This window comes from Streptomyces sp. P9-2B-2, assembly GCF_030406865.1.
GTDB classification, from domain to species: Bacteria; Actinomycetota; Actinomycetes; order Streptomycetales; family Streptomycetaceae; genus Streptomyces; species Streptomyces platensis.
On sequence record NZ_CP129126.1, the window covers coordinates 4689742 to 4714696 of the forward strand.

At 71.8% G+C, this 24955-nt stretch carries 23 protein-coding genes; 11 read left to right on the plus strand and 12 right to left on the minus strand.

What is annotated here, in order from left to right:
* Positions 1–2 precede the first annotated feature (2 nt).
* Positions 3–1682 carry a GAF domain-containing protein gene (locus tag QT196_RS20455; protein ID WP_168483854.1) on the plus strand — a complete coding sequence of 560 codons (1680 nt, stop codon included), beginning with the start codon at positions 3–5 and terminating at the stop codon, positions 1680–1682.
* A 26-nt stretch (positions 1683–1708) separates the two neighbouring features.
* Here QT196_RS20455 and QT196_RS20460 read toward each other — a convergent pair whose 3' ends face one another.
* Positions 1709–2635 carry a Cof-type HAD-IIB family hydrolase gene (locus QT196_RS20460; protein WP_266737582.1) on the minus strand — a complete coding sequence of 309 codons (927 nt, stop codon included), beginning with the start codon at positions 2633–2635 and terminating at the stop codon, positions 1709–1711.
* Positions 2636–2792: 157 nt separating this feature from the next.
* On the opposite strand from QT196_RS20460, the gene QT196_RS20465 reads away from it, so the two are divergent.
* From QT196_RS20465 to QT196_RS20475, 3 genes are all read left to right on the plus strand, one after another.
* Positions 2793–3692 (plus strand): LLM class flavin-dependent oxidoreductase, encoded by a 900-nt coding sequence (locus tag QT196_RS20465; protein ID WP_168480459.1) that lies wholly within the window; start codon positions 2793–2795, stop codon positions 3690–3692.
* Positions 3693–3910: 218 nt separating this feature from the next.
* Positions 3911–4810, plus strand: coding sequence for a zinc metalloprotease HtpX (gene htpX / locus QT196_RS20470; protein ID WP_290355368.1), 900 nt, complete (start codon positions 3911–3913; stop codon positions 4808–4810).
* Positions 4811–4875: 65 nt separating this feature from the next.
* Positions 4876–5439 (plus strand): hypothetical protein, encoded by a 564-nt coding sequence (locus QT196_RS20475; RefSeq protein ID WP_168480461.1) that lies wholly within the window; start codon positions 4876–4878, stop codon positions 5437–5439.
* 24 nt (positions 5440–5463) lie between these two features.
* Here the strand turns inward: QT196_RS20475 and QT196_RS20480 are convergent, their stop codons facing one another.
* Positions 5464–6006 (minus strand): RNA 2'-phosphotransferase, encoded by a 543-nt coding sequence (locus QT196_RS20480; protein ID WP_290355369.1) that lies wholly within the window; start codon positions 6004–6006, stop codon positions 5464–5466.
* Positions 6007–6171: 165 nt separating this feature from the next.
* Positions 6172–6777: a PadR family transcriptional regulator gene (locus tag QT196_RS20485; RefSeq protein ID WP_168480463.1), complete on the minus strand. Its 606-nt coding sequence runs from the start codon at positions 6775–6777 to the stop codon at positions 6172–6174.
* 117 nt (positions 6778–6894) lie between these two features.
* Between QT196_RS20485 and QT196_RS20490 the strand changes: the two genes are divergently transcribed.
* Positions 6895–7485, plus strand: a complete 591-nt coding sequence (locus tag QT196_RS20490; protein ID WP_168480464.1) for a hypothetical protein — start codon at positions 6895–6897, stop codon at positions 7483–7485.
* Complete coding sequence (locus QT196_RS20495) at positions 7482–8831, plus strand: carotenoid oxygenase family protein (RefSeq protein WP_168480465.1); 1350 nt, start codon at positions 7482–7484, stop codon at positions 8829–8831. Before QT196_RS20490 ends, QT196_RS20495 begins: the two co-directional genes overlap by 4 nt.
* A 170-nt stretch (positions 8832–9001) precedes the next feature.
* Here QT196_RS20495 and QT196_RS20500 read toward each other — a convergent pair whose 3' ends face one another.
* From QT196_RS20500 to QT196_RS20510, 3 genes are all read right to left on the minus strand, one after another.
* Positions 9002–10276, minus strand: coding sequence for a MerR family transcriptional regulator (locus QT196_RS20500; RefSeq protein WP_290355370.1), 1275 nt, complete (start codon positions 10274–10276; stop codon positions 9002–9004).
* A 302-nt stretch (positions 10277–10578) separates the two neighbouring features.
* Positions 10579–12339: an SDR family oxidoreductase gene (locus QT196_RS20505; protein WP_290356686.1), complete on the minus strand. Its 1761-nt coding sequence runs from the start codon at positions 12337–12339 to the stop codon at positions 10579–10581.
* A 194-nt stretch (positions 12340–12533) separates the two neighbouring features.
* Positions 12534–13403, minus strand: coding sequence for a M24 family metallopeptidase (locus QT196_RS20510; protein ID WP_168480466.1), 870 nt, complete (start codon positions 13401–13403; stop codon positions 12534–12536).
* Positions 13404–13610: 207 nt separating this feature from the next.
* Between QT196_RS20510 and QT196_RS20515 the strand changes: the two genes are divergently transcribed.
* The 4 genes from QT196_RS20515 to QT196_RS20530 all read left to right on the plus strand — a co-directional run bounded on the left by QT196_RS20515 (position 13611) and on the right by QT196_RS20530 (position 17396).
* Positions 13611–14666, plus strand: coding sequence for an ABC transporter ATP-binding protein (locus QT196_RS20515; protein WP_168480467.1), 1056 nt, complete (start codon positions 13611–13613; stop codon positions 14664–14666).
* 4 nt (positions 14667–14670) lie between these two features.
* Entirely contained in the window at positions 14671–15582 is a 912-nt protein-coding gene (locus QT196_RS20520; RefSeq protein WP_290355371.1) for an ABC transporter permease subunit, read from the plus strand.
* 103 nt (positions 15583–15685) lie between these two features.
* Positions 15686–16597, plus strand: a complete 912-nt coding sequence (locus QT196_RS20525) for an ABC transporter ATP-binding protein (RefSeq protein ID WP_168480469.1) — start codon at positions 15686–15688, stop codon at positions 16595–16597.
* Positions 16598–16676: 79 nt separating this feature from the next.
* Entirely contained in the window at positions 16677–17396 is a 720-nt protein-coding gene (locus QT196_RS20530) for an ABC transporter permease subunit (RefSeq protein ID WP_168483856.1), read from the plus strand.
* A 72-nt stretch (positions 17397–17468) separates the two neighbouring features.
* Here QT196_RS20530 and mltG read toward each other — a convergent pair whose 3' ends face one another.
* The 5 genes from mltG to QT196_RS20555 all read right to left on the minus strand — a co-directional run bounded on the left by mltG (position 17469) and on the right by QT196_RS20555 (position 22590).
* Positions 17469–18269 carry an endolytic transglycosylase MltG gene (gene mltG / locus QT196_RS20535; protein ID WP_290355372.1) on the minus strand — a complete coding sequence of 267 codons (801 nt, stop codon included), beginning with the start codon at positions 18267–18269 and terminating at the stop codon, positions 17469–17471.
* Between the two features lie 170 nt (positions 18270–18439).
* Complete coding sequence (locus QT196_RS20540; protein ID WP_290355373.1) at positions 18440–19711, minus strand: MFS transporter; 1272 nt, start codon at positions 19709–19711, stop codon at positions 18440–18442.
* Positions 19712–19831: 120 nt separating this feature from the next.
* A complete protein-coding gene (locus QT196_RS20545) occupies positions 19832–20542 on the minus strand; it encodes a FadR/GntR family transcriptional regulator (protein WP_290355374.1) in 711 nt (236 codons plus the stop codon).
* A 313-nt stretch (positions 20543–20855) separates the two neighbouring features.
* Positions 20856–22259, minus strand: a complete 1404-nt coding sequence (lysA, locus tag QT196_RS20550) for a diaminopimelate decarboxylase (protein ID WP_168480472.1) — start codon at positions 22257–22259, stop codon at positions 20856–20858.
* Between the two features lie 16 nt (positions 22260–22275).
* A complete protein-coding gene (locus QT196_RS20555) occupies positions 22276–22590 on the minus strand; it encodes an SAV_915 family protein (protein WP_168480473.1) in 315 nt (104 codons plus the stop codon).
* 422 nt (positions 22591–23012) lie between these two features.
* Here QT196_RS20555 and QT196_RS20560 point away from each other — a divergent pair, with 422 nt between their 5' ends.
* Entirely contained in the window at positions 23013–23957 is a 945-nt protein-coding gene (locus QT196_RS20560; RefSeq protein WP_168480474.1) for a MerR family transcriptional regulator, read from the plus strand.
* A gap of 67 nt (positions 23958–24024) precedes the next feature.
* Here the strand turns inward: QT196_RS20560 and QT196_RS20565 are convergent, their stop codons facing one another.
* On the minus strand, positions 24025–24948 hold the full coding sequence (locus tag QT196_RS20565; protein ID WP_168480475.1) for a LysR family transcriptional regulator: 924 nt from the start codon (positions 24946–24948) through the stop codon (positions 24025–24027).
* Between the last annotated feature and the right edge of the window lie 7 nt (positions 24949–24955).

Here is a 24955-nt window from a genome sequence, read left to right on the forward strand (position 1 = left end):
CCATGGACGCCGCCACCGAGGCGACCCGCAGTCTGCGTGGTCTGTCGACCGAGCTGACCGCCCGGGTGCCGCAGTTGCTGGAGGCGATGCGCACGGTCGGCGCGGGGCTCGATCTGCACAGCACCCTCGACCGGATCGTGGAGACCGCCGCCGAGCTCGCCGATGCCCGCTATGCGGCGATCGGGATTATCGACGAGGCCCGCGAGGGGCTGTCGGACTTCGTGACGTACGGCGTGACCCCGCAGCAGCACGAACGGATCGGCGCGCTGCCCGACGGCCACAAGGGGCTGCTGGGTGCCCTCATCCACGACCCCAAGCCGCTGCGCCTCGACGACCTCACGAAGGACGCCCGCTCGGCCGGTTTCCCGCCGGGGCACCCACCGATGCGGACGTTCCTCGGGGTGCCGATCCGCGTCCAGGGCGACATCTTCGGCAACCTCTATCTGACGGAGAAGCGCGACGGCGGGGTGTTCAGCGAGGAGGACCTGCACATGGTGCGGGTGCTGGCCACCGAGGCCGGGATCGCGATCGGCAACGCCCGGCTGTACGCGGCGACCCGGCAGCGGGAGCGGTGGATCGACGGCTCGGTGGCGGTGACCACCGAACTCCTCGCCGGCAGCGATGTGGACGATGCGCTGGCCGTGGTTGCCGAGCAGGCCCGGAAGCTGGCGGACTCGGCGGCCGGCATCGTGCTGCTGCCCGATGAGGAGGGCGGTCTGGAGATCGTCGCGGTGTCGGCCGACGAGCCCGCCGGGATCATGGGGACACAGATCCCGACCGACAGCCCGGTGGTGGAACAACTCCTCGCCGGGGAGCCGGTGTTCGTGGACGACTCGGCCTCCGATCCGCGCATGGTCACCGATATCGCGCAGCGCTTCGGCCCCAGCATGATGCTGCCGCTCAAGAGCGGCGGCCGGGTGCTGGGCACTCTCGCGACGCCGCGGTCCCGGGGTGCCCGCCCGTTCACCGCCGCGGAGCGGACGCTGGCCACCCAGTTCGCGGCGCAGGCCGCGCTGGCGCTGGTGCTGGCCGATGCCCAGCGTGACCGCGAGCGGCTCGCCGTCTACGAGGACCGCGACCGGATCGCCCGTGACCTGCACGATCTCGTGATCCAGCGGCTGTTCGCGACGGGCATGATCCTGGAGAGCGCACAGCGCCGGACCATCGTGCCGGAGGTGTCCCACGGCGTCGGCAAGGCCGTCGACGAGCTGGATGTGACCATCCAGGAGATCCGCACCGCGATCTTCGCCCTCCAACAGGGCCCGGCCGAGGCGCCGTCCGGGCTGCGGACCCGGGTCCTGCGCGAGATCGGCACCGCCGCCGTACCGCTCGGCTTCCAGCCCTCGGCCCACTTCGTCGGCCCGGTCGACACCCGGGTCGGCGAGCTGACCGGCAAGAACCTGATCGCCGCGCTGCGGGAGGCGCTGTCGAACGCCTTCCGGCACGCCCAGGCCACCCGGATCGAGGTCGTCGTCGATGCCACGATCCGGCTCCCGGACGGCACCGACGGCGTCCGTCTTACCGTTGCCGACGACGGCATCGGTATCCCGGACAGCGGCCGCCGCAGTGGCCTCAAGAACCTCGCCAACCGGGCGGAGGCGCTGGGCGGCTCCAGCACATACGGCCCGGGGCTGGGCGAGGGCGGCACGGGCACGATGGTGCGGTGGCAGGCGCCGCTGTAAGACGGTCCGACGCCGGACAGGCGGCCCTAGAGGTGGCCGTCCTGAAGGATCCGCTCGATGACCGCCGCGACACCGTCGTCGTTGTTGGACGCCGTACGGCGCGTCGTGGCGGCCAGTACATCCGGGTGCGCGTTGGCCATGGCGTACGAGGTGCCGGCCCAGGACAGCATCGCTATGTCGTTCGGCATGTCCCCGAAGGCGACGACCTCTTCCGGCGCGATACCGCGCTCCGCACAGCAGCGGGCCAGGGTGCCGGCCTTGCTTACGCCGGGCCCGCTGATCTCCAGGAGGGCGGTGGGGCTGGACCGGGTGAAGGTCGCAAGTTCGCCGGCCGCCGTATGGGCCAGGGCGAGGAAGGTGTCGGGGTCCAGCTCGGGGTGGTGCGCGAGCAGCTTGATCACGGGCTGGTCGGGGAAGGCGGGGGCGCTGCCGCCGTCCGGGCCGTCCGGCTCGGTGTCCTCCGGGCCCAGCGGCGGGACGAAGTCGTCGGCGAGCAGCTTCTCCACCGGGGCGACGACCGCGGCCGGATCGAGGAGCAGCGGCGGGTACTGCGGCTCGTAGTGGATGCCGCCGGTCCGCTCGACCGCGAACGAGGTGCCGGGCGCGGCGCTGCGCAGCGCGTCCACGACCTGGCGGGCGGTGGTCCGCTCCAGCGGGCTGACCTCGACGATCCGGCCGCCGCGGTGCAGATCGACGACGGCCGCGCCGTTGGCGCAGATCGCCAGGCCGTGGCCGTGCACATGGTCGCTGACCACGCCCATCCAGCGGGCCGGGCGTCCGGTGACGAAGAAGACCTCCAGGCCGGCCCGTTCCGCGGCGGCGAGCGCGGCGATCGTGCGGTCGGACACCGTCTTGTCGTCGTGCAGCAGGGTGCCGTCGAGATCGGTGGCGATCAGCCGGGGCGTCACGGCCGTTTCGGGCGCCCGGGACGGTGGGGCGGAGGCATCAGTCACGGGGCCATCTTCCCGTACCGCTGTGCACAGGAGTGCGGTGGGTTGCGCGGATGAGCCCGCGCGCCGTTGGTCCGAGGGCGTATGGGCAGGTGGGCTGAGCCGTCCGGTGCACCGAGGGAGAATCGTCGGGTGCTTCGGACGGCCGTACGCTCGGAGTATGCGACTGAGCACCCTGATACTCCCCGTCCGCCGCTGGTCCGAAGGCGGGCGGGAGGTGTGGCAGCGCGCCGAGGAGCTGGGCTTCCACGCCGCGTACACCTATGACCACCTCTCGTGGCGCACCTTCCGCGACCGGACCTGGTTCGGCGCCGTACCGACGCTGACCGCGGCGGCCGGCGTCACCTCCCGGATGCGCCTTGGCACCCTCGTCACCTCGCCGAACTTCCGGCACCCGGTCACCCTCGCCAAGGAGCTGATCTCGCTCGACGACATCAGCGACGGCCGGATCACCCTCGGCGTCGGCGCCGGCGGCAATGGCTTCGACGCCACCGCGCTCGGCCAGGAGCCCTGGGCGCCGCGCGAACGGGCCGACCACTTCGGCGAGTTCGTCGCGCTGCTGGACCGGCTGCTGAGCGAGGACGTCGTCTCCCACGAGGGCGTGCACTACTCCGCGCACGAGGTGCGCAACATTCCCGGGTGTGTGCAGCGGCCGCGGCTGCCGTTCGCGGTGGCGGCCACCGGCCCGCGCGGGCTGAATCTGGCGGCCCGGTACGGCCAGGCCTGGGTGACGACCGGTGATCCCAAGGTGTCCAACGGGGGCGGCACCCCGGCGGAGTCGCACGAGGCGATCCGCAGGCAGTTCGAGCGGCTGGGGAAGGCCTGTGCCGACCAGGGCCGCGAGGTCGCCGACCTACAGAAGATCATGCTGACCGGCTTCACCCCGGACCGTCCGCTGGACTCCGTGGACGCCTTCGTCGACTTCGCCGGCCACCACGCCGAGCTGGGTATCGACGAACTGGTCCTCCACTGGCCGATCGCCGATTCGCTCTTCGAGGCCGATGTCGCGGTCTTCGAGCGGATCGCCACGGAGGGGCTGGCGCAACTGGGCGCCCGGTAGACGGCTCCCGGCCCGGTGCTCCCTACGGGGCCGGTGCGCCCCATCCCTCCGGTGCGCCCGACGCGCCCGGTCGTCCCCTGACCTGGGCTTTACCCCGCATATAGCCCTGAAGAGGGAGAATCGGGACAGCGGCGCAGTGGGCCGCACGCGACGCGCGGTGCCAAGACGGCGCGCGGGCGGTCGGCGCACTGCGCGAAGTGCGGCGTTGTGGAGGAGCCATGGCACGGACCCGATTCGCCCCGGATCGCGGGCTGACCTCACGCATGGTCACGACGATGTTCTTCATCGGACTGCTCTACGTCGTGGTCGTCGGCGTGCTGGTGGTGCTGCTCAAGGGCGCCTGGGTGGTGGTGCTGGTGATCGCGGGTGCCCTGTTCATCGCGCAGTTCTGGTTCAGCGACCGGATCGCTGCATTCAGCATGGGCGCGCGTGAGGTCACCCCGGAGCAGGCGCCCGAACTGCACGGCGCCGTCGACCGGCTGTGCGCGCTGGCCGACATGCCCAAGCCGCGGGTCGCGATCGCCGAGTCGGATGTGCCGAACGCGTTCGCCACCGGCCGTGGTCAGAAGAACTCGCTGGTGTGCGCCACCACGGGGCTGCTCCGGCGGCTGGAGCCGGCCGAGCTGGAGGGGGTGCTGGCCCACGAGCTCTCGCATGTCGCGCACCGCGATGTCGCCGTGATGACCATCGCCTCGTTCCTCGGCGTATTGGCCGGGATCATCACCCGGGCCGCCCTGTGGAGCGGTATCGGCCGCAACAACCGGGACCAGAACGCGGCCATCGCCGTGCTCATCGTGACCGCCGTCAGCGTGGTCGTCTACGCGATCAGCTTCCTGCTGACCCGGCTGCTGTCCCGTTACCGCGAGCTGTCCGCCGACCGGGCCGCCGCCCTGCTGACCGGACGGCCGTCCGCACTGGCCGCCGCGCTGACCAAGGTCACCGGCCAGATGGCGAGGATCCCGACCGAAGATCTGCGCAAGGCCCAGCCGTTCAACGCCTTCTACTTCGCCCCCGCGTTCAACAAGGAGAGCTTCAGCCGGCTGCTGTCCTCCCACCCGACGCTGGACCAGCGGCTGGACCAGCTGGCCCGGATCTCGACAGAGCTGGGGCGGGCGTGAGGCGCGGAGCGCGTGGTGTCCCGCTGGTGACCGGTCGGTCGTGACGAGCAAGGAGTAAGCAGCACATGGGATTTCTGGATGCCATCCTCGGCCGCACCAAGCCGGTCCGTCCCGACCTCGACCAGCTGTTCGCGCTGCCGTCCGCCGCGGTGACCCTCCAGGCCGCGGCCGGTTTCGTCCCCACCGGACGGGGATCGGTGTGCTTCGCGAGCGTCGAGGGCGGGGCGTTCGCCCGTATCCAGGAGGAGGCACGGTCCCTGCTGGACGGCTCCGTGGAGCTCACCCAGGACGCGTACGGCTATACCTGGCTGCTCGTACGGCATCCGCCGGAGGATGTGGCGGGCCTGGTCAACGACCTGCATGCGGTCAACACCTCCCTGGAGGAGGCGGGCTTCGGCCCCCAGCTGCTGTGCTCGCTGGTCGGCTTCCGGGAGGAGCAGCAGCGGTCGCTGGCGCTGGTCTACCTCTACAAGCGGGGCACGTTCTACCCCTTCGCGCCCCAGCGGGAGGGCGGCGAGAAGCGCGACAACCCGCTCGAACTACAGGTGCGGGCGATGCTCGGGGACGATCTGACGATCGAGAAGGATCTGACGCGGTGGTTCCCGGTGTGGGGTGCGCCGGGGCTCTGAACCGCGGCCTTCCGGGCGCGGTGGTCAGCCCGGGAAACGCAGGAATGAGGCCGGTACGCGGCTGGTGAGCCAGACCCCGTTGGCGCTGACCCGGAAGACATGGCCGGCGCGGTGCATGGCGCCCGCGTCGACGGTCAGGACCACGGGCTTGCCGCGTCGCGCGCCCACCCGGGTCGCGGTCTCGCGGTCCGGGGAGAGATGGACGGCATGCCGCGACATCGGCCGCAGCCCCTCCTCCCGTATGGCGGCCACGCTGCGGGCCACTGTCCCGTGGAAGAGATGGGCGGGAGGCACGGACGGCGGCAGATCGAGGTCGACCGGTACCGAATGGCCCTGGTTGGCGCGGATCCGGTCGCCGTCGAGGGCGTAACGCTGCTTGTCGTTGTCGGCCACCACGGCCGCCAACTCTTCCTGGGTGAACGGGAATCCGTGCTGTGCGGCCGCGGCCATCAGCTCGGCGACGGGCACCCAGCCCTGGGCATCGAGGGTGATGCCGATCCGTTCCGGTTCATGGCGCAGATGCTTCGCCAGGTACTTCGAGAGGCGCACGGAGCGCTGGGTGTTCATGCCTCCAGAGTGCCGCGCAGGGCGGTGGGGTGGCACCTGAATTCCTGTTGGGGGGAGGTGTGGGGGCCTTGAGGTCGGGAGCCATGGGGTGGGGAGTCCTGTGGCCTGGGGCCGGGAGCCTTGGCGCCGGGAGTCCGGTGGTCCTCCGGCGGGGCTCCCGGCGCGTCACTCCCCTTCGCCGGGCCGGACTTCCCCGTCCTGGCCCTCCTGCCCCTTGTGCCGCGCCCGCGCGAGTTCGCTCGCCTTGCGTGCCTTCGCGCCGGTCACCTCGTCGGCGGCCCAACGGGCCCACTCCTCCTGCATCGCCGATATCCGCAGGCCGTACTCCAGCGCGATCCGCCCGTAGACCGAAATCATTTCCGTGTCCCACTCGGTGGTCTCTTCGAGGTGCTCCAGCGTGGCGTGGGTACGCGCGGCGCGCTCGGCCTGATGCAGGAGGAACGTCTGCGCTTCGAGCGGCGTGACGATGCCGAGGAAGAAGACGCGCAGCAGGCCGTCATGGCGCGGGGGACCGCTGGGTTCGACTTCGGTCAGCCAGTGGCGCAGCTCCGCCAGGCCGTCATCGGTGATCGCGTATTCCTTGCGGCCGCGGGGGCCGTGGGCGGCGACCTCGACCAGGCCGGCGGTCGTGAGTTTGGTGAGCTCGCCGTAGACCTGGCTCTGGGTGGCCGGCCAGGCGCTGGCGAGCGAGGCGTTGAACAGCTTCATCAGGTCGTAGCCGCTCGCGGGGGATTCGGCCAGCAGGCCCAGCACGGCATGTCTCAGGCTCATGACCCGCACTTTACCTTCCACTGTTGACATGTCAAAGGTGGAGCTTCTATGTTCGACATGTCGAAGTTGGAATGTGGGCGCGGTTCGGATGACGGCCGCGAGCGAAGAGGGGGAATCATGAACTATCTACGGGGCTTCATCCCGTGGCTGGTCTTCGCGGGGGTGTCCTCGTTCGGCTGGCAGTGGGGCGCGCTCGCCGGTCTGGTGTCAGCCGTCGCGCTGCTCATCGCCGACCGCGCCGGCGGTCTCTCGCTCGACCTGCGCCTGCTGGAGTACGGCACGATCGTGTTCTTCGCGGCCCTCGGCGTGCTGGCCTTCGTCCGCCCCGACAGCGGTCTCAAGATGTACGGCAGCGCCCTGTCGATGGGATGGCTGGCGCTCATCGCCTGGGTGTCGATCGCTGTGCGACGGCCCTTCACGATGGGGATCGCGCGCCGGATGGCCCCGCCGGAGGTCTGGCACACCCCGCTGTTCCGCCGGATCAATGTGGTGCTCACGGCCGCGTGGGCACTGTCCTTCACCCTCACCGCGCTCGCCCAGACCGCCGCCTCCGCCTACGGGTGGCATGTGGCCTTCTCGATCGCCCTTCAGCTCGCCGGATTCATCCTTCCCGCCCGCTTCACGGCTTCCTACCCGGAGCGAGCCCGTGCCCGCTTCATGGAGAGCTCCGGCGCGCGGGCCGACATCCAAGGAGGCCTGACCTCATGACCCCCACCTCCCCGACCACCGCATCCGCATCACACGCCCCCGCACCGCACATGGCCGGCAACTTCGCCCCGGTGACGGACGAACTGACCGCCTACGACCTGCCGGTGACGGGCGCGATCCCGCCCGAACTCAGCGGCTGGTTCCTGCGCAACGGCCCCAACCCGAGGGACGCCGCCACTCCCCACTGGTTCTTCGGCGACGGAATGGTCCACGGCCTGCGCCTGGAGGGCGGCCGGGCCATCTCCTACCGCAACCGCTGGGTCCGCACCGCCACCTTCACCGACGGCGTGCGTCCGGTGGACGCGCAGGGCCGCCGCAATCTGGCGGCGGGCGTGGCCAACACCCATATCGTCCGGCACGCCGGACGCACCCTCGCCCTGGTCGAGTCGTCGTTCCCGTACGAAATCGACTGCCGCCCCGGCCATGAGCTGGAGACCCTCGGCGCCCATGACTTCGGCGGCCGGCTCACCACCGCCATGACCGCCCACCCCAAGACCTGCCCCACCACCGGCGAGCTGCATTTCTTCGGATACGGCGGGCCCACTCCGCCCTATCTGACCTACCACCGCGCCGATGCCGCAGGGGAGTTGGTGATCAGCCGCCCCATCGACGTTCCGGGGCACACGATGATGCATGACTTCCATCTGACCGCCCGCCATGTCATCTTCATGGACCTCCCGGTCGTCTTCGACCGCAGCCGCCCCGGTATGCCGTATCAGTGGAACCCGGAGTACGGCGCCCGGCTCGGTGTGCTGCGCCGCGATGATCCCTACGGAGAGGTCCGCTGGCTGCCCATCGACCCCTGCTATGTCTTCCACGCTCTGAACGCCCACGACGACGGCGACCAGCGGATCGTCCTCCATGTCTCCCGCTACGCCGATTACGGCGGCCGGACCCCTGCCCACCTCTGGCGCTGGACGATCGACCTGGTGACGGGCACGGTCGCCGAAGAGCAACTGGACGACCAGTTCTGTGAGTTCCCCCGGGTGGATGACCGCCTCACCGGACAGCCGGCCCGCTTCGGCCATGCCACCGTCGGCGAGTTGCCGGGCACCGGCCACATACCCGGCGCCCTGCTCCGCTACGACCTCCAGACCGGTGTGGCCGTCCGGCATGACTTCGGCCCGGGACGCACACCAGGCGAGGCGGTCTTCGCCCCGGCGGACGACCGTCCCGGCGGGCCGGGCTGGCTGATCACCTATGTCTACGACGCCTCCACCGACACCAGCGACCTCGTCGTACTCGACTCGGAGGACATCTCCGCCGACCCGGTCGCCACGGTCCATCTTCCGCAGCGGGTGCCGTATGGATTTCATGGCAACTGGTTGCCGGATTCGGTGGGTTGACGTGTGAGTGGGGGGAGGGCGCGGCAGGGGGCTGCGGATCGATTGATGCTTGATAGCTGAAGAGTGGGGATGGGGTGGGGGCGGGCTCGGGGCGTGGGGCTGGTCTGGGGGCTCGTCTATGGGCTGGTCGAGGCCGTGGTCTGTGGCCCGTCTCCTGCCTTTGGGGGCCGTCAGGTGCTGCCCGCGTCGCCCGCCGATGCGGTGCCGCAACCAGGGCCGGTGCCGGTGTGGCTGCTGGTGTTGGCGCCGGTGTCGCCCGCCACCAGGGCGTCCATGGTGCGGGCCTGTACCTCCCGGTGTGCGGCGGCGGCGATGAAGGCGGCTGTGTTATCCGTACCGACCAGTTCCCGCACGGCCTGTACTGCACCGGCGGGGAGCAGCACCGTCTCCGGGGCGGCCGTCGGGTGGGGCGCCGGGGCGGCCGCGGTACGGGGGTCCGCGACCGGCCCGGGCGCGGGCGGCGGGGCGGGCGGCCGGCCGGAAGCGGCCCGAGGCGTGGGGACGCTCCCGGGCCCTGCCCCGGCTCCGGGCTTCGCCTTGACCCCGGCTGCTGCCCCTGCCCCGGGTCCGGCCCCCGCACCAGCTGATGTCCCGGCCTCCCCCGTTGCCCCGGCCTCACCCGCTGCCCCTGCCCCTGCACCTGCCCCGGCAGTCGTTTCGGTGGGTCTCCGTGTCTCGGGTGGCAGTGCCTCGCTGAGGTGATGGCGTAGATAGCGGGCGGCCAGGGAGCGCATGGCGCGGGCGAGTTCGGCGTCGATGGTCTGTTGGGCCAGGGGGCGGAGGCGGCGTACGAGGGTGGCGGCCTCCGCGGCCTCGGCCTCGGTGGGCGGGTGGTCCAGGAACTGCTGGAAGACATGCTCGGTGGTGAAGTCCAGGAAGCGGGCGGCGATGTGCTCGACCTGGCCGCGCACCTCCCGCAGATGACCGGCGATCGCCGTCAACGGGACACCGGCGGAGTGCAGTTCGGCGGCGACGGCGAGTTCCTGCGGGCTGGGGACGAGGAACTCGTCGTCCCGGCCGGGGATGCGTTCCAGGACGCCCAGTTCGACGGCCTCGGCGAGCGCCGTCTCATCGGGGCTGCCCCCGAAGGCGGCGTTCAGCTCGGTGCGGCTGATGCGGGACGCCTCCTCGTCGGTCCACGGCCCGTCGATCTCGGCGACCAGGCCCAGGACCCCGCCGAGGTCACGGCCCGCGTCCCAGGCCTCGAGGAGTTCCTTGATGCTGGCGAGGGTGTAGCCGCGGTCCAGCAGATCGGCGATCTGGCGCAGCCGGGCCAGGTGGGCAGCGCCGTAGACATTGGCCCGGCCGCGGCGTTCCGGGCGGGGAAGCAGTCCGCGGTCCTGGTAGGCGCGGATGGTGCGTACCGTGGCGCCGCTGAGGTGCGCCAGATCCTCGATGCGGTATTCGGCGGTGCGGGCTTCGCCTGTGGGCGGCTGCTCGTTCACTGTGGTGCTCCTTACGAGATGGCCGCGCGCTACGAGCCGGGCCGGCCACGTGCTCAATCGCGCCCGCCCCGGCCCACCCTGGCCCAGTGCGGCCGGGGAGGGACGCCAAGTAGGCGCGACGGCCGTCCGCAGCGACCCTTCCTGCGAGGGATGGTACGGCCGCCTCGTCCTGCGGATTCGTTGCGTCCGGCTCCCCCTCCGGGCCGGGGCCGAGGCTCCGGCCCGGAGGCCAAGGGGCGGCGTAACGGCCGGACGGGACCCTGCGTCCGGAGCCCCGCCCCCACGCAGGGTCCCGCCGCTCCCTACAGCCGTGGCTCGAAGCGGGCGAGGGCGCGGAGGACGCGTGGGGCGAAGCGGGAGAGCAGGTGGGCGCCGCGGGCTTCGGGAGTGACCGGTACCACCGCCTGGTTGCGGACGACCGCGCGCAGGATGGCGTCGGCGACCTTCTCCGGCGGGTAGTTGCGCAGCCCGTACAGCCGCGCGGCCCTGGCCTGGCGGCGCTTCTCCTCGTCGGCCGAGACTCCGGCGAAACGGGCGGTGCTGGTGATGCCGGTGTTGACCAGTCCGGGGCAGATGGCCGAGACGCCGATGTCCTGACCTGCCAGTTCGGCGCGCAGACACTCGCTGAGCATCAGGACCGCCGCCTTGGAGGTGCTGTAGGCGGGCAGCAGCTTCGACGGCTGGAAGGCGGCTGCCGAGGCGGTGTTGACGATATGGCCGCCCTGGCCGCGGTCCGCCATCCGTTGGCCGAAGATCCGGCAGCCGTGGATGACGCCCCACAGATTGACGTCCAGGACCTTCTTCCAGTCCTCGGTCCCGGTCTGGAGAAAGGAGCCGGACAGGCCGATGCCGGCGTTGTTCACCAGCACATCGACGGTTCCGTACTCCGCGTGCACCTTGTCGGCGAGCTTCTCCATCGCCGTCTCGTCGGAGACATCGACGACCTCCGCCCAGGCCTGTGGTGCACCGATCAGCCGGGACATCTCGGCGGTCCGGGCCGCGCCCTCGGCGTCCCGGTCGACGGCGATGACCCGTGCGCCGGCCTCCGCGAAGGCGAACGCCGTTGCCCGGCCGATGCCGCCGGCCGCGCCGGTGACCAGCACCAGCTGCCCGCCGAACCGGTCGGCGTAGGCGCCGTTCGCCACGACCTGCCGCGCCGGATCGCCCTCCTCCTTGGCGGTGATGAACTCGCCGATCCAGGAGACGAGCTGGTCGGGGCGGGTGCGGGGCACCCAGTGCTTGGCCGGGAGGGTGCGGCGTACCAGCTGCGGCGCCCACTGCTCCAGATCGTCGTAAAGTCGCGGCGAGAGGAAGGCGTCGCCGGTGGGGGTGATGAGCTGGACCGGGCAGTGCGCATAGGCGTCGGCGCGCGGGCGGCGGAGCCGGGGGAGGACATTGTCGCGGTAGAGCCAGGCGCCATGGGCCGCGTCGGTGGGCAGCGACGCGGTCGGGTAGTCACCACCCGGCACCTTCTCCACCCGCTGGAGGATCTTCGGCCAGCGCTTGCCGAGGGGGCCCTTCCACGCCAGCTCGGGCAGCACGGGGGTGTGCAGCATGTAGACGTACCAGGACTTGGCGCTCTGGTTGAGGAGCTGGGCGGCGCGCCGGGGGGTGGGGCGCACCGTCCGCTTCTTGATCCAGTGGCCGAAGTGGTCCAGGGACGGGCCCGACATGGAGGTGAAGGAGGCGATCCGGCTCTCCGTACGCCGCACCGTGGCGAACTCCCAGCCCTGCACCGAGCCCCAGTCATGACCGACCAGATGGACCGGGCGGTCGGGGCTGACGGCGTCGGCGACGGCCAGGAAGTCGTCCGTCACCTTCTCCAGGGTGAAGCCGCCCCGCAGCGGCTGCGGGGCGGTGGACCGGCCGCAGCCCCGGACGTCGTAGAGCACCACATGGAAGCGGTCGGCCAGACCGCGGGCGACCTCGGACCACACCTCCTTGCTGTCCGGGTAGCCGTGCACGAGCAGCACCGTGGGCTGCGCCGGATCGCCCAGCTCGGCGACGCACAGCTCGATGCCACCGGTCCGCACCCAGCGCTCCCGCGCCCCGGCCAGCCCCACAGCGACCCCGGCCCCGGCCTCAGCCGAGGCCCCGGCCCCGGCCTCGGACACCGCTCCGGACCCTGGCCGCTGCCCCCGCCCCGAGCCCCGCCCGTTCCGCGGACCCCGGCCCTTCCCCGTGCCCCGGCCCTTCCCCGTCCCCCGGCCGTCGCCCATCCCCCGGCCGCTGCCCTTTCCCCATCCACGTCCCGTGTTCACGCGGCCTTCTCCTCCTGCCGGCGCCGCACATGCGGCAGATCGTCGTCCAGCCAGAAAGCGCTTTCCTGCGGGTCCTTGGAGTCCGTGACGACCAGGATCTCCTCGAACTTCGCGCCCGTTCCCCGGAAGCCGAGGTGGGGTTCGACCGCCCACAGTCCGGGCTGCGGCGGATGGTCGGAGAAGCGGTACGGGCTCCACAGCGGGGACCAGCCGTCGCGGTGGCCGTGCAGTGCGTCGGAGGCCAGGCCCCTCAGGGACCGGGTGCCGAACCCGAAGAGCGTGGGGGACCAGCGGCGCTGCCGCACCCGGTCGACCTTGTGCGCGATGACGCCGAAGGGGTAGGCGCGGTGGCGGTTGGCGTAGCCCTGCCGCGCCATCAGCCGGTCGACGTCCGCGTAGATCTCCCGCAGCGGGCGTCGTTCGCGCACCTCGCGCAGGATCAGCTCCCGGTGCGCTTCGAGGTCGGCGAGCAGCCGGTCGTGCACGGGGTTGAGGCCCAGGCAGCCGGAGTAGCCGATGTCGGCCGTGTAGCCGTTGTGGATGGGGGCCAGGTCGAGGATGAAGGCCATCCCGGGCTCCAGCTCACGCTGGGTGGGGAAGAACTGGAGCGGCACCCGGAAGTTCACGAAGGCGGTGCGGTCGCCGAACCAGGCGAAGGGCAGATGGAACCAGTCCCGTACGCCGCGCTCACGCAGCCACTCGCGCTGCATCCGTGCCGCCGCACGCTCGGTCACCCCGGGCTTGAGCTGGGCGGCCACCGCTTCCGCACAGGCATAGGCGAGCCGCTGGACCTCTCTGAAGCCCCTTAGCCCGGCGGTGAGTTCTCCGGCTGCTCCTGGTGGGGTCGCTGAGGTGACTGAGGCCATCGCCAACCGTCCGTCCGTGAGACGTCCATCGCGGTACGTGCCCGTAACTTGACACTGATGAATGTGACAATGACCGGCGGCTGCGTCAAGAGGGCCGCATATATGCACCGGCAGCCCTGAGGCGGGGGCAGCTCACAGCAGGAGACCCCTACGGGCACGTAATACCGCAGGGGGAGGCGCATCCCATCGTTTGGGTTGACGACCGGTGTGGCGGCTGCCACTACCGTCGATGACGTGACTGTGATCGTGACCGAAAGCCTGAGCAAGCGGTTCCCGCGGGTGACCGCCTTGGACCGGCTCTCCGTTGACATCGCCCCCGGCGTAACGGGCCTGGTGGGTGCCAACGGTGCCGGAAAGTCCACCCTGATCAAGATCCTCCTCGGGCTGGCCCCGGCGACCGAAGGGACGGCGCATGTCCTCGGCCTGGATGTGACCACGGACGGCGGCGCCATCCGTGAGCGGGTCGGCTACATGCCCGAGCACGACTGCCTGCCGCCGGATGTCTCGGCGACGGAGTTCGTCGTGCACATGGCCCGGATGTCCGGGCTGCCGCCGACCGCCGCCCGCGAGCGCACCGCGGACACCCTGCGCCATGTCGGCCTCTACGAGGAGCGCTACCGCCCCATCGGCGGCTACTCAACCGGCATGAAGCAGCGGGTGAAACTGGCCCAGGCACTGGTCCACGACCCGCAGCTGGTGTTCCTCGACGAGCCCACCAACGGCCTCGACCCGGCCGGGCGGGACGAGATGCTCGGCCTGATCCGGCGTGTCCACAGCGACTTCGGGATCTCCGTCCTGGTGACCTCCCACCTCCTCGGTGAGCTGGAGCGCACCTGTGACCATGTCGTCGTCATCGACGGCGGAAAGCTCCTGCGGTCCTCCTCAACCGATGAGTTCACGCAGGTCACCGCCTCGCTGGCGGTCGAGGTCACGGACACCGACGCCCACCCCGACGGCACCGAAGCGCTGCGTGCGGCCCTGGCTGCGGCCGGCGCCGCGGTGACCGCCCGCCCGGCCGGCTCCGAGGGCCTCGCCGCCTCCGGCCACCTCCTGTATGTCGAGGCGGCCGGCGAGGAGACGTACGACCTGGTGCGGGACACCGTCGCCGGACTCGGGCTCGGCCTGATCCGGATGGAACAGCGCCGCCACCAGATCGCCGAGGTCTTCCGCGACGCGGATGCGGCGCAGGCCGCCACCGCCACCGCAGGCGCCCCGGGCGCCCCGTATGCCACCCAGGACGGAGGCGCCCACGATGTCGCCTGAGCCCATGACGTCCGCGCACCCGGCGTCCCCCTCCGGCGCACCGGCCGACGCCTATATCCACAACATCGGCTACCGCCACTACGACGGCCCCCGCCTGGGCCGCGCCTACGCCCGCCGGTCGCTCTTCTCGCAGAGCCTGCGCGGCTCCTACGGTCTGGGCCGTTCGGCCAAGAGCAAGGTGCTGCCGCTGCTGCTCCTCGTCGCGATGTGCCTGCCCGCCGCGATCATGGTGGCGGTGGCGGTGGTCACCAAGGCCCAGGCCCTCCCGGTCGGCTACTCCCGCTACGCCGTCTTCCTCCAGGCCGTCATCGGCCTGTATCTGGCCGCGCAGGCCCCGCAGTCGGTCTCCCGCGATCTGCGGTTCAAGTCCATACCGCTGTATTTCTCCCGGCCCATCGAGCGGGTCGACTACGTGGTCTCGAAGTTCGCGGCCATGGCCGCCGCCCTGTTCATCCTCAGCGGCCTACCGCTGCTGATCCTCTACGTCGGGGCGCTGCTGGCGAAGCTGGACTTCCTCGAGCAGACCAAGGGTCTGGCGCAAGGGCTGGTCGCCGTGGTGCTGCTCTCGCTGCTGTTCGCCGGGATCGGCCTGGTCGTCTCCGCGGTCACCCCGCGCCGCGGCTTCGGTGTCGCCGCCGTGATCGCCGTCCTCACCATCCCGTACGGCGCGGTGAGCGCGGTCCAGGGCATCGCCTTCGTCCAGGGCCATGAGTCCGCCGTCAGCTGGCTGGGGCTGTTCTCCCCCATCACGCTGATCGACGGGGTGCAGTCGACGTTCCTCGGTGGCAGCAGCTCCTTCCCCAACGGCCTGGCCCCGACCACCGGCGCCGGTTTCGTCTATCTCCTGGTGACGCTGGCCGTCATCGTCGGCTGCTACGCCCTCCTGATGCGCCGCTACCGAAAGGCCGGCCTGTGACCTCCCACCCGTCACCCACCACCGCCGTTCCCAGGGATGGGCTGCGCCCACGCGCCTTCTGTCTGTCGCCCGCCACCACCCTCCGAAGGAATGGGCCGCGCCCATGACGACTGTGCACATCGACCGTGTCTCCCGCTGGTTCGGCAATGTCGTTGCCGTCAACGACATCACCATGACCATCGGCCCCGGCGTGACCGGCCTGCTCGGCCCCAACGGCGCCGGCAAGTCCACCCTCATCAACATGATGGGCGGCTTCCTCGCGCCCTCCAACGGCTCCGTCACCCTCGACGGGACGACGATCTGGCGTAACGCCGGCATCTACCGCCACATCGGCATCGTCCCGGAGCGCGAGGCGATGTACGACTTCCTCACGGGCCGCGAATTCGTGCTCGCCAACGCCGAGTTGCACGGCCTCGGGCGGAAAGAGGCGGCCAGGGCGCTGGCCACCGTCGAGATGGAGTACGCCCAGGACCGCAAGATCTCGACGTACAGCAAGGGCATGCGGCAGCGGGTGAAGATGGCGTCCGCGCTGGTCCACGACCCGTCGGTGCTGCTGCTGGACGAGCCGTTCAACGGGATGGACCCCCGCCAGCGGATGCAGCTGATGGAGCTGCTGCGGCGGATGGGAGACGAGGGCCGTACGGTCCTGTTCTCCTCGCACATCCTCGAAGAGGTCGAGCAACTCGCCGCGCACATCGAGGTGGTGGTCGCCGGGCGGCATGCCGCGTCCGGAGACTTCCGCAAGATCCGCCGGCTGATGACGGACCGCCCGCACCGCTATCTCGTCCGGTCCGACAACGACCGGGCGCTGGCCGGTGCGCTGATCGCCGACCCCTCGACGGCCGGCATCGAGGTGGACTTCACCGAAGGCGCGCTGCGCATCCAGGCGATCGACTTCGGCCGGTTCACCGAACTCCTGCCGAGGGTCGCCCGCGACCACGGCATCCGCCTTCTGACGGTCTCGCCCTCCGACGAGTCGCTGGAATCCGTCTTCTCCTACCTCGTAGCGGCCTGAGGCCTGAAAGGAGCCCTGACGCATGTCCACGACCACTCCGGCGGCCCGGACCGCACCCCCCGGTGCACCCAAGGTCACCCTGTTCCACCCGACCGTCGCCCGGCTCACCTACCGCGCCCTGCTCGGCCGGCGGCGGGCGCTGATCCTCTTCGCGCTGCCCGCCCTGCTGGTGCTGCTCTCGGTGGCCGTCCGTGTGCTGGCCGGTGCCGACGATGCCACCGCCGGCGGCATCCTGGGCGGCTTCGCGCTGGGCACGATGGTGCCGCTGATCGGTGTCATCGCCGGTACGGGCGCGATCGGCCCGGAGATCGACGACGGCTCGGTGGTCTATCTGCTGGCCAAGCCGGTGCCCCGGCCGACGATCATCTTCACCAAACTCCTGGTCGCGATAGGCGTGACGGTCGCCTTCTCCGCCCTCCCCGTCCTGCTCGCCGGCTTCCTCCTCAACGGCAACAGCCAGCAGATGGCCGTGGGATACGCGGTGGCGGCGGCCGTCGCCTCGGTCGCCTACAGCGCCCTCTTCCTGCTCTTCGGCACGATCACCCGGCATGCCGTCGTGTTCGGCCTGGTCTATGCCCTGATCTGGGAGACGTTCGTGGGGACGCTCATCCCGGGCGCGAAGACCCTCAGCATCCAGCAGTGGGCGCTGGCGGTCGGCCAGAAGGCGGCCGCGGAGGGTGCGCTCAGCTCCGATGTCCAACTGCCGCTCGCCCTCTGCCTGCTGGTGGGGCTCACCGGCGTCGCCACCTGGTATGCCAGCCGTCGTCTGAAGGCGCTCACCCTGGCGGGCGAGGAGTAAGGACGTCCGGGGGGCGGAGGCGGGCCCTGAGCCTTGCCTCCGCCGCTCCCGCCACACCTGGCGCTTACGCTGCTACCGGCGTCGCGCCGCCGCTTCGTTGAACTCCCGCACATTGCGCAGATGCTTCTGGTAATCGGCGGTGAAGCGGGTGTCGCCCGGTTTGACGGTGACGAAGTAGAGCCAGTCGCCGGCGGGCGGCGCACCGGCCGCCTTCAGCGCGTCCGCACCGGGATTGTCGATCGGCGTCGGCGGCAGGCCCTGGTAGCGGTAGGTGTTGTACGGGCTCTTGGTCCTGGTGTCGGCGTGGCTGGTGTGGAGCGTGCTGCGGCCCAGCGCGTAGTTGATCGTCGAGTCCATCTGAAGCGGCATATGGTGCGCGAGCCGGTTGTCGATGACCCGGGCGACCCTGCCCATATCGGCTGGCCGGTCCGCCTCGGCCTGCACGATGCTGGCGATGAGGACCGTCCGGTAGGAGCGGACGCCATCGGCGGCGAGGCGCTCCTTGGCGGTTTTCACCATGTAGGTGAGCAAGGACGCCGGGGTGGTGTCCGAGCTGATCGGATAGGTCGCCGGGAAGAGGTAGCCCTCCGGATTGCCCTTCGCCTCGGCCGGCAGCGGCAGATGTGCGCGCTTGGCCGCCTTCGCGGTGGACCCGGCGGGCACGTGCAGGGCCTTGTCGGCGGCGGCGTAGACCTGGGCGGCCCGCTGCCCCTCCGGGACGATCAGCGTCCGTTCGGGCTGCCCGCGCAGCAAGCGCGGCAGCAGCAGAACGGCCAGCACGACCAGGACACACAGCAGGGCAACAAGAAGCAGCCGGCCGGTGCGGGAGAGCCGCGGGCCTGGCCAGCGAACGGTGTGCGGAACATCGCTCATGGGGAGCACGGTAGGCGACCCCGCCGGACGCGGGGGCGGCCGCCGCCGGATCGTTGCCCACCGCGAAGATCCTTCACCACCTCGCCATGCCCCGCCACCTGCGACGTTGCCGTGCCTACCCGCCCCAGGCCCGCGCCCGGCGGCCCCCCCGCCCAGCACTCACACGTCCGTCAGCCGATCCGACGATCCCGCCCCGCGCCCAGGCCCAGCAGCGCCAGACCGGCACAGACGGCGAGGAGCAGGGCGAGGGGGACGGTCCAGCCGTTGGTGGCCTGGTGGACGGCGCCGAGGGCCAGGGGGCCGACGGCGGCCAGGAGGTAGCCGCCGGTCTGGGCCATGCCGGAGAGGCGGGCCGCGGTGTGGGCGTCGCCCGAGCGCAGGACCATCATCGTCAGGGCCAGGCCCAGCGCGCCGCCCTGCCCGATGCCGAGGAGCGCGGCCCACAGCCAGGCCCCGGCCACCGGTGCCACCAGCAGACCCGAGACGCCGCAGGCCATCAGCGCGGACACCGCCACCCCCAGCAGCCGCTGCTGCCGCATCCGCCCCGCCAGCATCGGCACCACGAACGAACCGACCATCTGCACCAGCGTGCTGAAGGCGAAGACCAGGCCCGCCTCGCCCTTGCCCATGCCGTGGTCGGTGAAGATCGTCGGCATCCAGGCGATGCTCACATACGCGATCAGCGACTGCGAGCCCATGAACAGCGTGACCTGCCAGGCCAGCGGGGAGCGGCTCAGCCGCGGCCCGTCCCCGGCGAGGTGCGCGGGGGTGGCCGCGGCGGCGCCGTGGCGGGTGCCCCGCCGGGTCATCAGCGTCTGCGGGATCCAGACGACCGCGGCGACGGCGGCCAGCAGCGCCCAGGAGACCAGTGCGCCCTGCCAGCTGCCGAGCGCGTTCTCCATCGGCACCGCGGAGGCGGCGGAGACGGTCGCGCCCAGGATCATCGCGGTCGAGTACAGCGCCGTCATGCCCGCGGCCCGCTCCGGGAAGTCCCGCTTGATCAGGCCCGGCATCAGCACATTCAGCAGGGCTATGGAGCCGCCGACCACCGCACACCCGGCGAACAGCGCGACCACCGGCGGAGCGATCCGCAGCACGATGCCGCCGCACAGCGCCACCAGCGCCCCGCAGAGCGCCGTCTCGGTCCCCCAGCGCCGTGCCAGCTTCGGCGCGAGGATCGAGCCGAGACCCATGAAGATCAGCGGGATGGTCGTCACCAGGCTGCTGGCGGTGGCGGTCAGACGGTAGTGCGCGCCGATCTCGCCGAGCAGCGGGGAGACCCCGGCCAGCGCCGTACGCATATTGAGCGCGGCGAGCACGATCCCGGCCATGACCAGCACCGGATGGGCCCGCAGCCGGCGGCGGGCCGTGGCGACCGGCGGTGCCGGGACCAGATCCTCCTCGGCGTCGATCAAGGGTGCTTCGGACCTGGGCCCTGCCATACGCGCATACCTCGTCACGTGTCGGGATCCGGTGATGGATCGGGAAGGAGAAAGAAGGGGGGTGGGTGTTGGGGGGGGAGGAATGGGCCGGAACTGAGGGAGGGGGAAGGGGGACGGGCCTCAGTCGTCGGCCAGCAGGGCCTCCACGGCCCGCTTCGGCTTGTCCAGCAGGGCGCGGGTCGCGCGCTCCGCCGCTTCCGGGTCGCCGGCCGCGATGGCGTCCAGGACCGCACGGTGATCGCCGTGCACGATCCTCGGCATCGCCTGGTCGTCGAGCGCGCTGACCAGGGCCTCCCGTACCGAGCTGCTGAACCAGCCGTACGTCGCCGTCAGCGCGGCGTTGTGCGCGGCTTCGACGACGGCCTTGTGGAAGGCGACGTCATGATCGGCGTAGAGCTCCAGATCGCCCGAGCCGGGCACTCCCTCCGCGTCCGCCAGGTCGGCCACGGCGTCCAGCGCGGCGCGCATCCGGTCCAGATCCTCGGGCCGGTGGCGCAGCGCGGCCAGCCGGGCGGCCTCCGCCTCCAGCGCGATCCGCAGCTCCAGTACGTCGCGGATGCCGGCCCGCTGGATGCCGCGCATGATGTCGCCCGGGTCCGTGGTGGAGACGACGAAGGTGCCTTCGCCCTGGCGTGAGCGCAGCATCCCGGCGTGGACGAGGACCCGCACCGCCTCGCGCACGGTGTTCCGGCCGACCTGGAGCTGCTCGGCGAGCGCGTGCTCGGTGGGGATCCGGGCCCCCACCTTCCACTCCCCGGCCGTCAGCTGGGACCGCAGGGCGTCGACGACGGTGTCCACCAGGGACTGCCGTCCTGCTGCCTGAAGTGCCATTTCCATCCCGTCCGCGCCGATGAACCAGTAGGTGCCGTAGGGCCGGTGGAGCCCGTAGGGGCCCTAGGACCAGTAGGGCCCGTAGGACCCGTAGGGACCCGTAAGGCTTCTAGGGACCCTGACCCGTAGGTCCGGCCCCCGTCCCGGGCCAGTTGCCCAGTCATCCTACAACTGATCGATTCATCGTACACGGATGCCAATGCGCGCACGGTCACGGGTAAGGGTGCGGGTACGGCGACGGGCAAGGGCGCGGCCCGTGGCTCGCCCCAGCCCCGGGCCCCTTCTCACCCCACCCGCAACCCCTGCCCCACCCTCACACCCCGATATCCCGCTCCTGGATGTCCGCGAGGGATTCGCGCCGTACGAGAAGGCGGGCATGGCCTCCCGTGACGGCGATGACCGGTGGGCGGCCGACGAGGTTGTAGCCGGAGGCCATCGAGAGGTGGTACGCGCCGGCGACGGGGACGGCCAGCAGGTCGCCGGGGCGGATGTCGCCGGGGAGCGGGGCATCGGGGGCGAGGACATCGCCGGCCTCGCAGTGCCGCCCGACGACGGTCACGGGTTCCGGTGCGGCGGCCGAGGCGCGGCCGACCAGCCGTGGCGCGTAGCGCACCCCGTAGAGCGCCGGCCGCGGGTTGTCGCTCATCCCGCCGTCCACCGCCACGAAGGTGCGGGCGCCGGTCCGTTTGACGGACAGCACCCGGTAGAGGACGACCCCGGCCGGGCCCGCGATGGCGCGGCCCGGTTCGATGGCGAGCCGGGGCATCGGCAGCCCGGCCGCCGCGCAGCCGCGGGCCAGTTCGGCGCGGATCTTGATGCCGAGGGCGCCGGGGTCGAGCGCGGGTTCGCCGGGGCGGTAGGCGACGCCATGACCGCCGCCGAGGTCCAGTTCGGGCAGGGTGCTGCCGTGGTGCTCCCGGATGCGGGCCAGCAGGCCGATCAGCCGTCGTACCGCCGACAGATAGGGCTTGACGGTGGTGATCTGCGAGCCCAAGTGGCAGTGCAGGCCAGTCAGTTCGAGGCGTGGCTGGCTGAGTACCCGGGCGATGGCGTGCTGTGCGGAGCCGTCGGCGATCGACAGGCCGAACTTCTGGTCGTCGGTCCCGGTACGGATCTTGGCGTGGCCGCCGGCCGCGATCCCCGGCACGACCCGGATCAGTACCTTCTGGCGGCTGCCCGCCGGGACCGCGGCGGCCAGCCGGGCGATCTCCGAGGTGCTGTCGATGACGATCCGGCCGACGCCCAGCCGCAGGGCGGCCCGCAGGTCGGCGGGGCTCTTGGCGTTGCCGTGCAGCACGATCCGCTCGGGCGGAAAGCCGGTGGTGACGGCCAGTTCCAGCTCGCCGGCGGAGCAGACGTCCAGCCCCAGGCCCTCCTCCTGCACCCAGTGCACCATCGCGCGGCACAGGAACGCCTTGGCCGCGTAGTAGACCTCGGCGTCAGGGAAGGCCCGTAGGTAGGCGCGGCAGCGGTGGCGCACTTCGTCCTCGTCCAGGACGTAGGCGGGGGTGCCGAAGCGGTCGGCCAGCTCGGTGAGCGGGACACCGCCGACGGCCAGGTCATCACGGCCGACCGGCGCCGTGGACGCGGGCCAGATGGAGCGCGGTTCACTGCCGGACAGGGGCCGGGAGGCGGTGCGGGGCGGGAGCGCCACGGCGGTGGCCGGTGGCGGGGGGCCGGCCTCGTGGCCGGTCGGCGGCAGAGTGCTGTGACTCATCGCGGTCACCCCTCCCTCAAGCGGCCCGTAGGTGACGGCCACGGGGTACGTCGGGGATGTATCGGGGATCGACGGTCAGGGCCGTCGCACCCACGGGTTCGGCCAGTGCCCGCAGCGCGGGCTCGGAGAGCCTGACCCAGGGCTGGCCGCCGCCGAGGGCCGCGGCCAGCCGCTGGCGTGAGGTGAAGGCGACGGCGGTACGGCCGCCGAGCGGAGTGCGGAACAGGCGGGCCGTGCAGCCCGCGGGGCCCGACCGGACGGGGACGAACAGCGGTCCGGCCGGGACACGATCGGCAGGCTCGGGATCTTCCGCGTACAGATGGTGGGACACGGCGTTGCTCCTCGGACGGAACTCGGCCCCGGACCGGTGGGAAACGCGTACGCCGGGGCTCGGCTCTGACGCTATGCCCGGTGAACCGGACCCTCCGCCGGTCGCTGACGCGTCATTGACGGGTTGCGGCCGCTACTTGACGCGATGCTGCCGCCCGGTGGCCGATTGTGCGGCGGCGGTGACTCCGGGCATCCGGGCACCGGCCACCCCGTTCGCCTCAGGTCACCGGCCACCCCCACCGGCCATCGGCCTCAGGCCCCCGGCCTCAGACATCCGGCCTCCGCTGCCCGGCACGGGCCGGGCCGACACCCGCCGGGACCGCTCTCCGCCCGCCCGGTAGCCCCGTCCGCCACCCGGTCCATCGTCCGTGGACCGCCGCGCTTGACCTTGACACTGTGGAAAGCACTCCACTGGAAGGCGTCATGTTCACCATCGGAGACTTCGCCCAGTACGGCCGCGTGTCGGCCCGCATGCTGCGCCACTACGACGCGATCGGGCTGCTGCGCCCGGCCCGTACGGACCCCGTCAGCGGCTACCGCTTCTACGAGGCGGCCCAGCTCGCCCGGCTCAACCGCATCATCGCGCTCAAGGACCTCGGATTCAGCCTCCAGCAGGTGGGGGCGATCCTGGCCGAGGAGGTGAGCGTGCCGGAGCTGCGCGGCATGCTGCGGCTGCGGCAGGCGGAACTGGAGGCGGCGCGGACGGCGGCGGAGGCGCGGCTGGCGCAGGTCGAGGCGAGGCTCCGGACGATCGAGAGTGAGGGACGCATGTCTGCCGACGATGTGGTGGTCAAGCGCACCGGAACGGTACTGCTCGCCGAGCTGAGCGGAACCGCCGCCAGTTACGGGCCGGAGGACATCGGCCCGGTGATCACGCCGCTCTACGCCGAGCTGTGCCGGCTGCTGGAGACGGCGGGGGTGACGCCGGCGGGGCCGGGGCTGGCGTACTACGAGGACGTACCGGAGCCGAGCGGGGGCAGCGGGCAGCCGGCCGAGAGGAGCGACGGAAGGGACGCCATCGTCGTGCACGCGGGGATGGTGATCACCGAGGAGGCGCTGGCGAAGGCGGGTGCGACGGCCGGCGCTGCCTCCGGCCGCCCGGCCGCCGACACCTCCGGCCGCCCCGGGGCCCCCACCGCCACCGGCCTCGGCTTCGACGTCGTCACCCTCCCCGGCCTGGACAGCGCCGCCACGGTGGTGCACCGCGGCCCGATGAGCCGGATTCTGCCGACCGCCCAGAATCTCGCGCACTGGATCGACGCCAACGGCTATCGCTCCGCCGGATACGCCCGCGAGCTGTATCTGGAGTGCCCGCCGGACCAGGAGAAGTGGGTCACGGAGATCCAGGAGCCGGTGGTCAGGGCCTGAGGCGGGGCGGAACCAGGCCACGGCGTGCCCGCCACACCCTCACCACCTGGGCACGCCCCCACCACCCTCAGCCCACCACCTCTCCTGCCGCCTCCGCCCCGCCCAGACCCGCGGTGACCGTCTCCGCGAAGGCCACCGCCGCCGGGCTCAGCGCCGCCCACCGGCGGACCGCCCAGCCGGTGGCCAGCGGGGGCAGGCCGGTGATCGGGAGCAGCCGCAGGGCGGGCCGGGCGGTGGCCTGGAGGCCGGGCAGCTGGGGTACGACCGCGTGGCCGACGCCGAGTTCGGCCAGCAGCAGGGCGGTGTCCCAGTCGGCGACGCTGGTGGTGCTCGGGGGTGGCACGGGGCCGGTGTCCTGGTGGCCGAGGTGGCCGTCGAGGCGCATCCGGGAGGTGGAGTTCTCCGGCAGCCTTATGTGCCGGATGCCGGCCAGTTCGCCGGGCTCGATGCACTCCCGGTCGGCGAGCGGGTCGTCGGCGGGGACGGCGAGCACCCACGGCAGGCGGACCACCGGATGCTGCTCGATACCGCGTACCGGTGGGCCGATGGTGATCCAGGCCAGTTCGGAGCTGCCGTCCGCGACCGCCTCGAAGCAGCGGCGGCTGGAACTCTCGGTCTGGAACTCCAGGTTGACGCGCGGATGGCGGGCGCGGAAGGCGACCACCGCGTCGGCCATGAAGTGCCGCACGGTCGTGGCGCCGGTGGTCACCCGGACCGTGCCGCCGTCGCCCGCGCGCAGATCGGCCAGCCGCCGCAGCGCCACATCCAGCCCGCTGAGGCCGTCGGCGGCCGCGCGGTGCAGGATCCGGCCCGCCTGGGTCGGTGCCACACCGCGCGGTCGGCGCTCCAACAGGCCGATGCCCGCCGCCCGTTCGACGCGCTTGATGCGCTGGCTGACGGCCGACTGGGTGCAGCCGAGATCGCGGGCGACGGCGCTGAGGTTGCCCGCCTCGCACACGGCCACGAAAGCGCGCAGGTCATCGAGGGTCACCGGCACA

Coding starts and splice junctions, on each gene's coding strand:
- QT196_RS20455 (WP_168483854.1), top strand. CDS start 3: ATGGACGCCGCCACCGAGGCGACCCGCAGTCTGCGTGGTCTGTCGACC.
- QT196_RS20465 (WP_168480459.1), top strand. CDS start 2,793: ATGCGACTGAGCACCCTGATACTCCCCGTCCGCCGCTGGTCCGAAGGC.
- htpX (WP_290355368.1), top strand. CDS start 3,911: ATGGCACGGACCCGATTCGCCCCGGATCGCGGGCTGACCTCACGCATG.
- QT196_RS20475 (WP_168480461.1), top strand. CDS start 4,876: ATGGGATTTCTGGATGCCATCCTCGGCCGCACCAAGCCGGTCCGTCCC.
- QT196_RS20480 (WP_290355369.1), bottom strand. CDS start 6,006: ATGAACACCCAGCGCTCCGTGCGCCTCTCGAAGTACCTGGCGAAGCAT.
- QT196_RS20485 (WP_168480463.1), bottom strand. CDS start 6,777: ATGAGCCTGAGACATGCCGTGCTGGGCCTGCTGGCCGAATCCCCCGCG.
- QT196_RS20490 (WP_168480464.1), top strand. CDS start 6,895: ATGAACTATCTACGGGGCTTCATCCCGTGGCTGGTCTTCGCGGGGGTG.
- QT196_RS20495 (WP_168480465.1), top strand. CDS start 7,482: ATGACCCCCACCTCCCCGACCACCGCATCCGCATCACACGCCCCCGCA.
- QT196_RS20510 (WP_168480466.1), bottom strand. CDS start 13,403: ATGGCCTCAGTCACCTCAGCGACCCCACCAGGAGCAGCCGGAGAACTC.
- QT196_RS20520 (WP_290355371.1), top strand. CDS start 14,671: ATGACGTCCGCGCACCCGGCGTCCCCCTCCGGCGCACCGGCCGACGCC.
- QT196_RS20525 (WP_168480469.1), top strand. CDS start 15,686: ATGACGACTGTGCACATCGACCGTGTCTCCCGCTGGTTCGGCAATGTC.
- mltG (WP_290355372.1), bottom strand. CDS start 18,269: ATGAGCGATGTTCCGCACACCGTTCGCTGGCCAGGCCCGCGGCTCTCC.
- QT196_RS20540 (WP_290355373.1), bottom strand. CDS start 19,711: ATGGCAGGGCCCAGGTCCGAAGCACCCTTGATCGACGCCGAGGAGGAT.
- QT196_RS20545 (WP_290355374.1), bottom strand. CDS start 20,542: ATGGCACTTCAGGCAGCAGGACGGCAGTCCCTGGTGGACACCGTCGTC.
- lysA (WP_168480472.1), bottom strand. CDS start 22,259: ATGAGTCACAGCACTCTGCCGCCGACCGGCCACGAGGCCGGCCCCCCG.
- QT196_RS20560 (WP_168480474.1), top strand. CDS start 23,013: ATGTTCACCATCGGAGACTTCGCCCAGTACGGCCGCGTGTCGGCCCGC.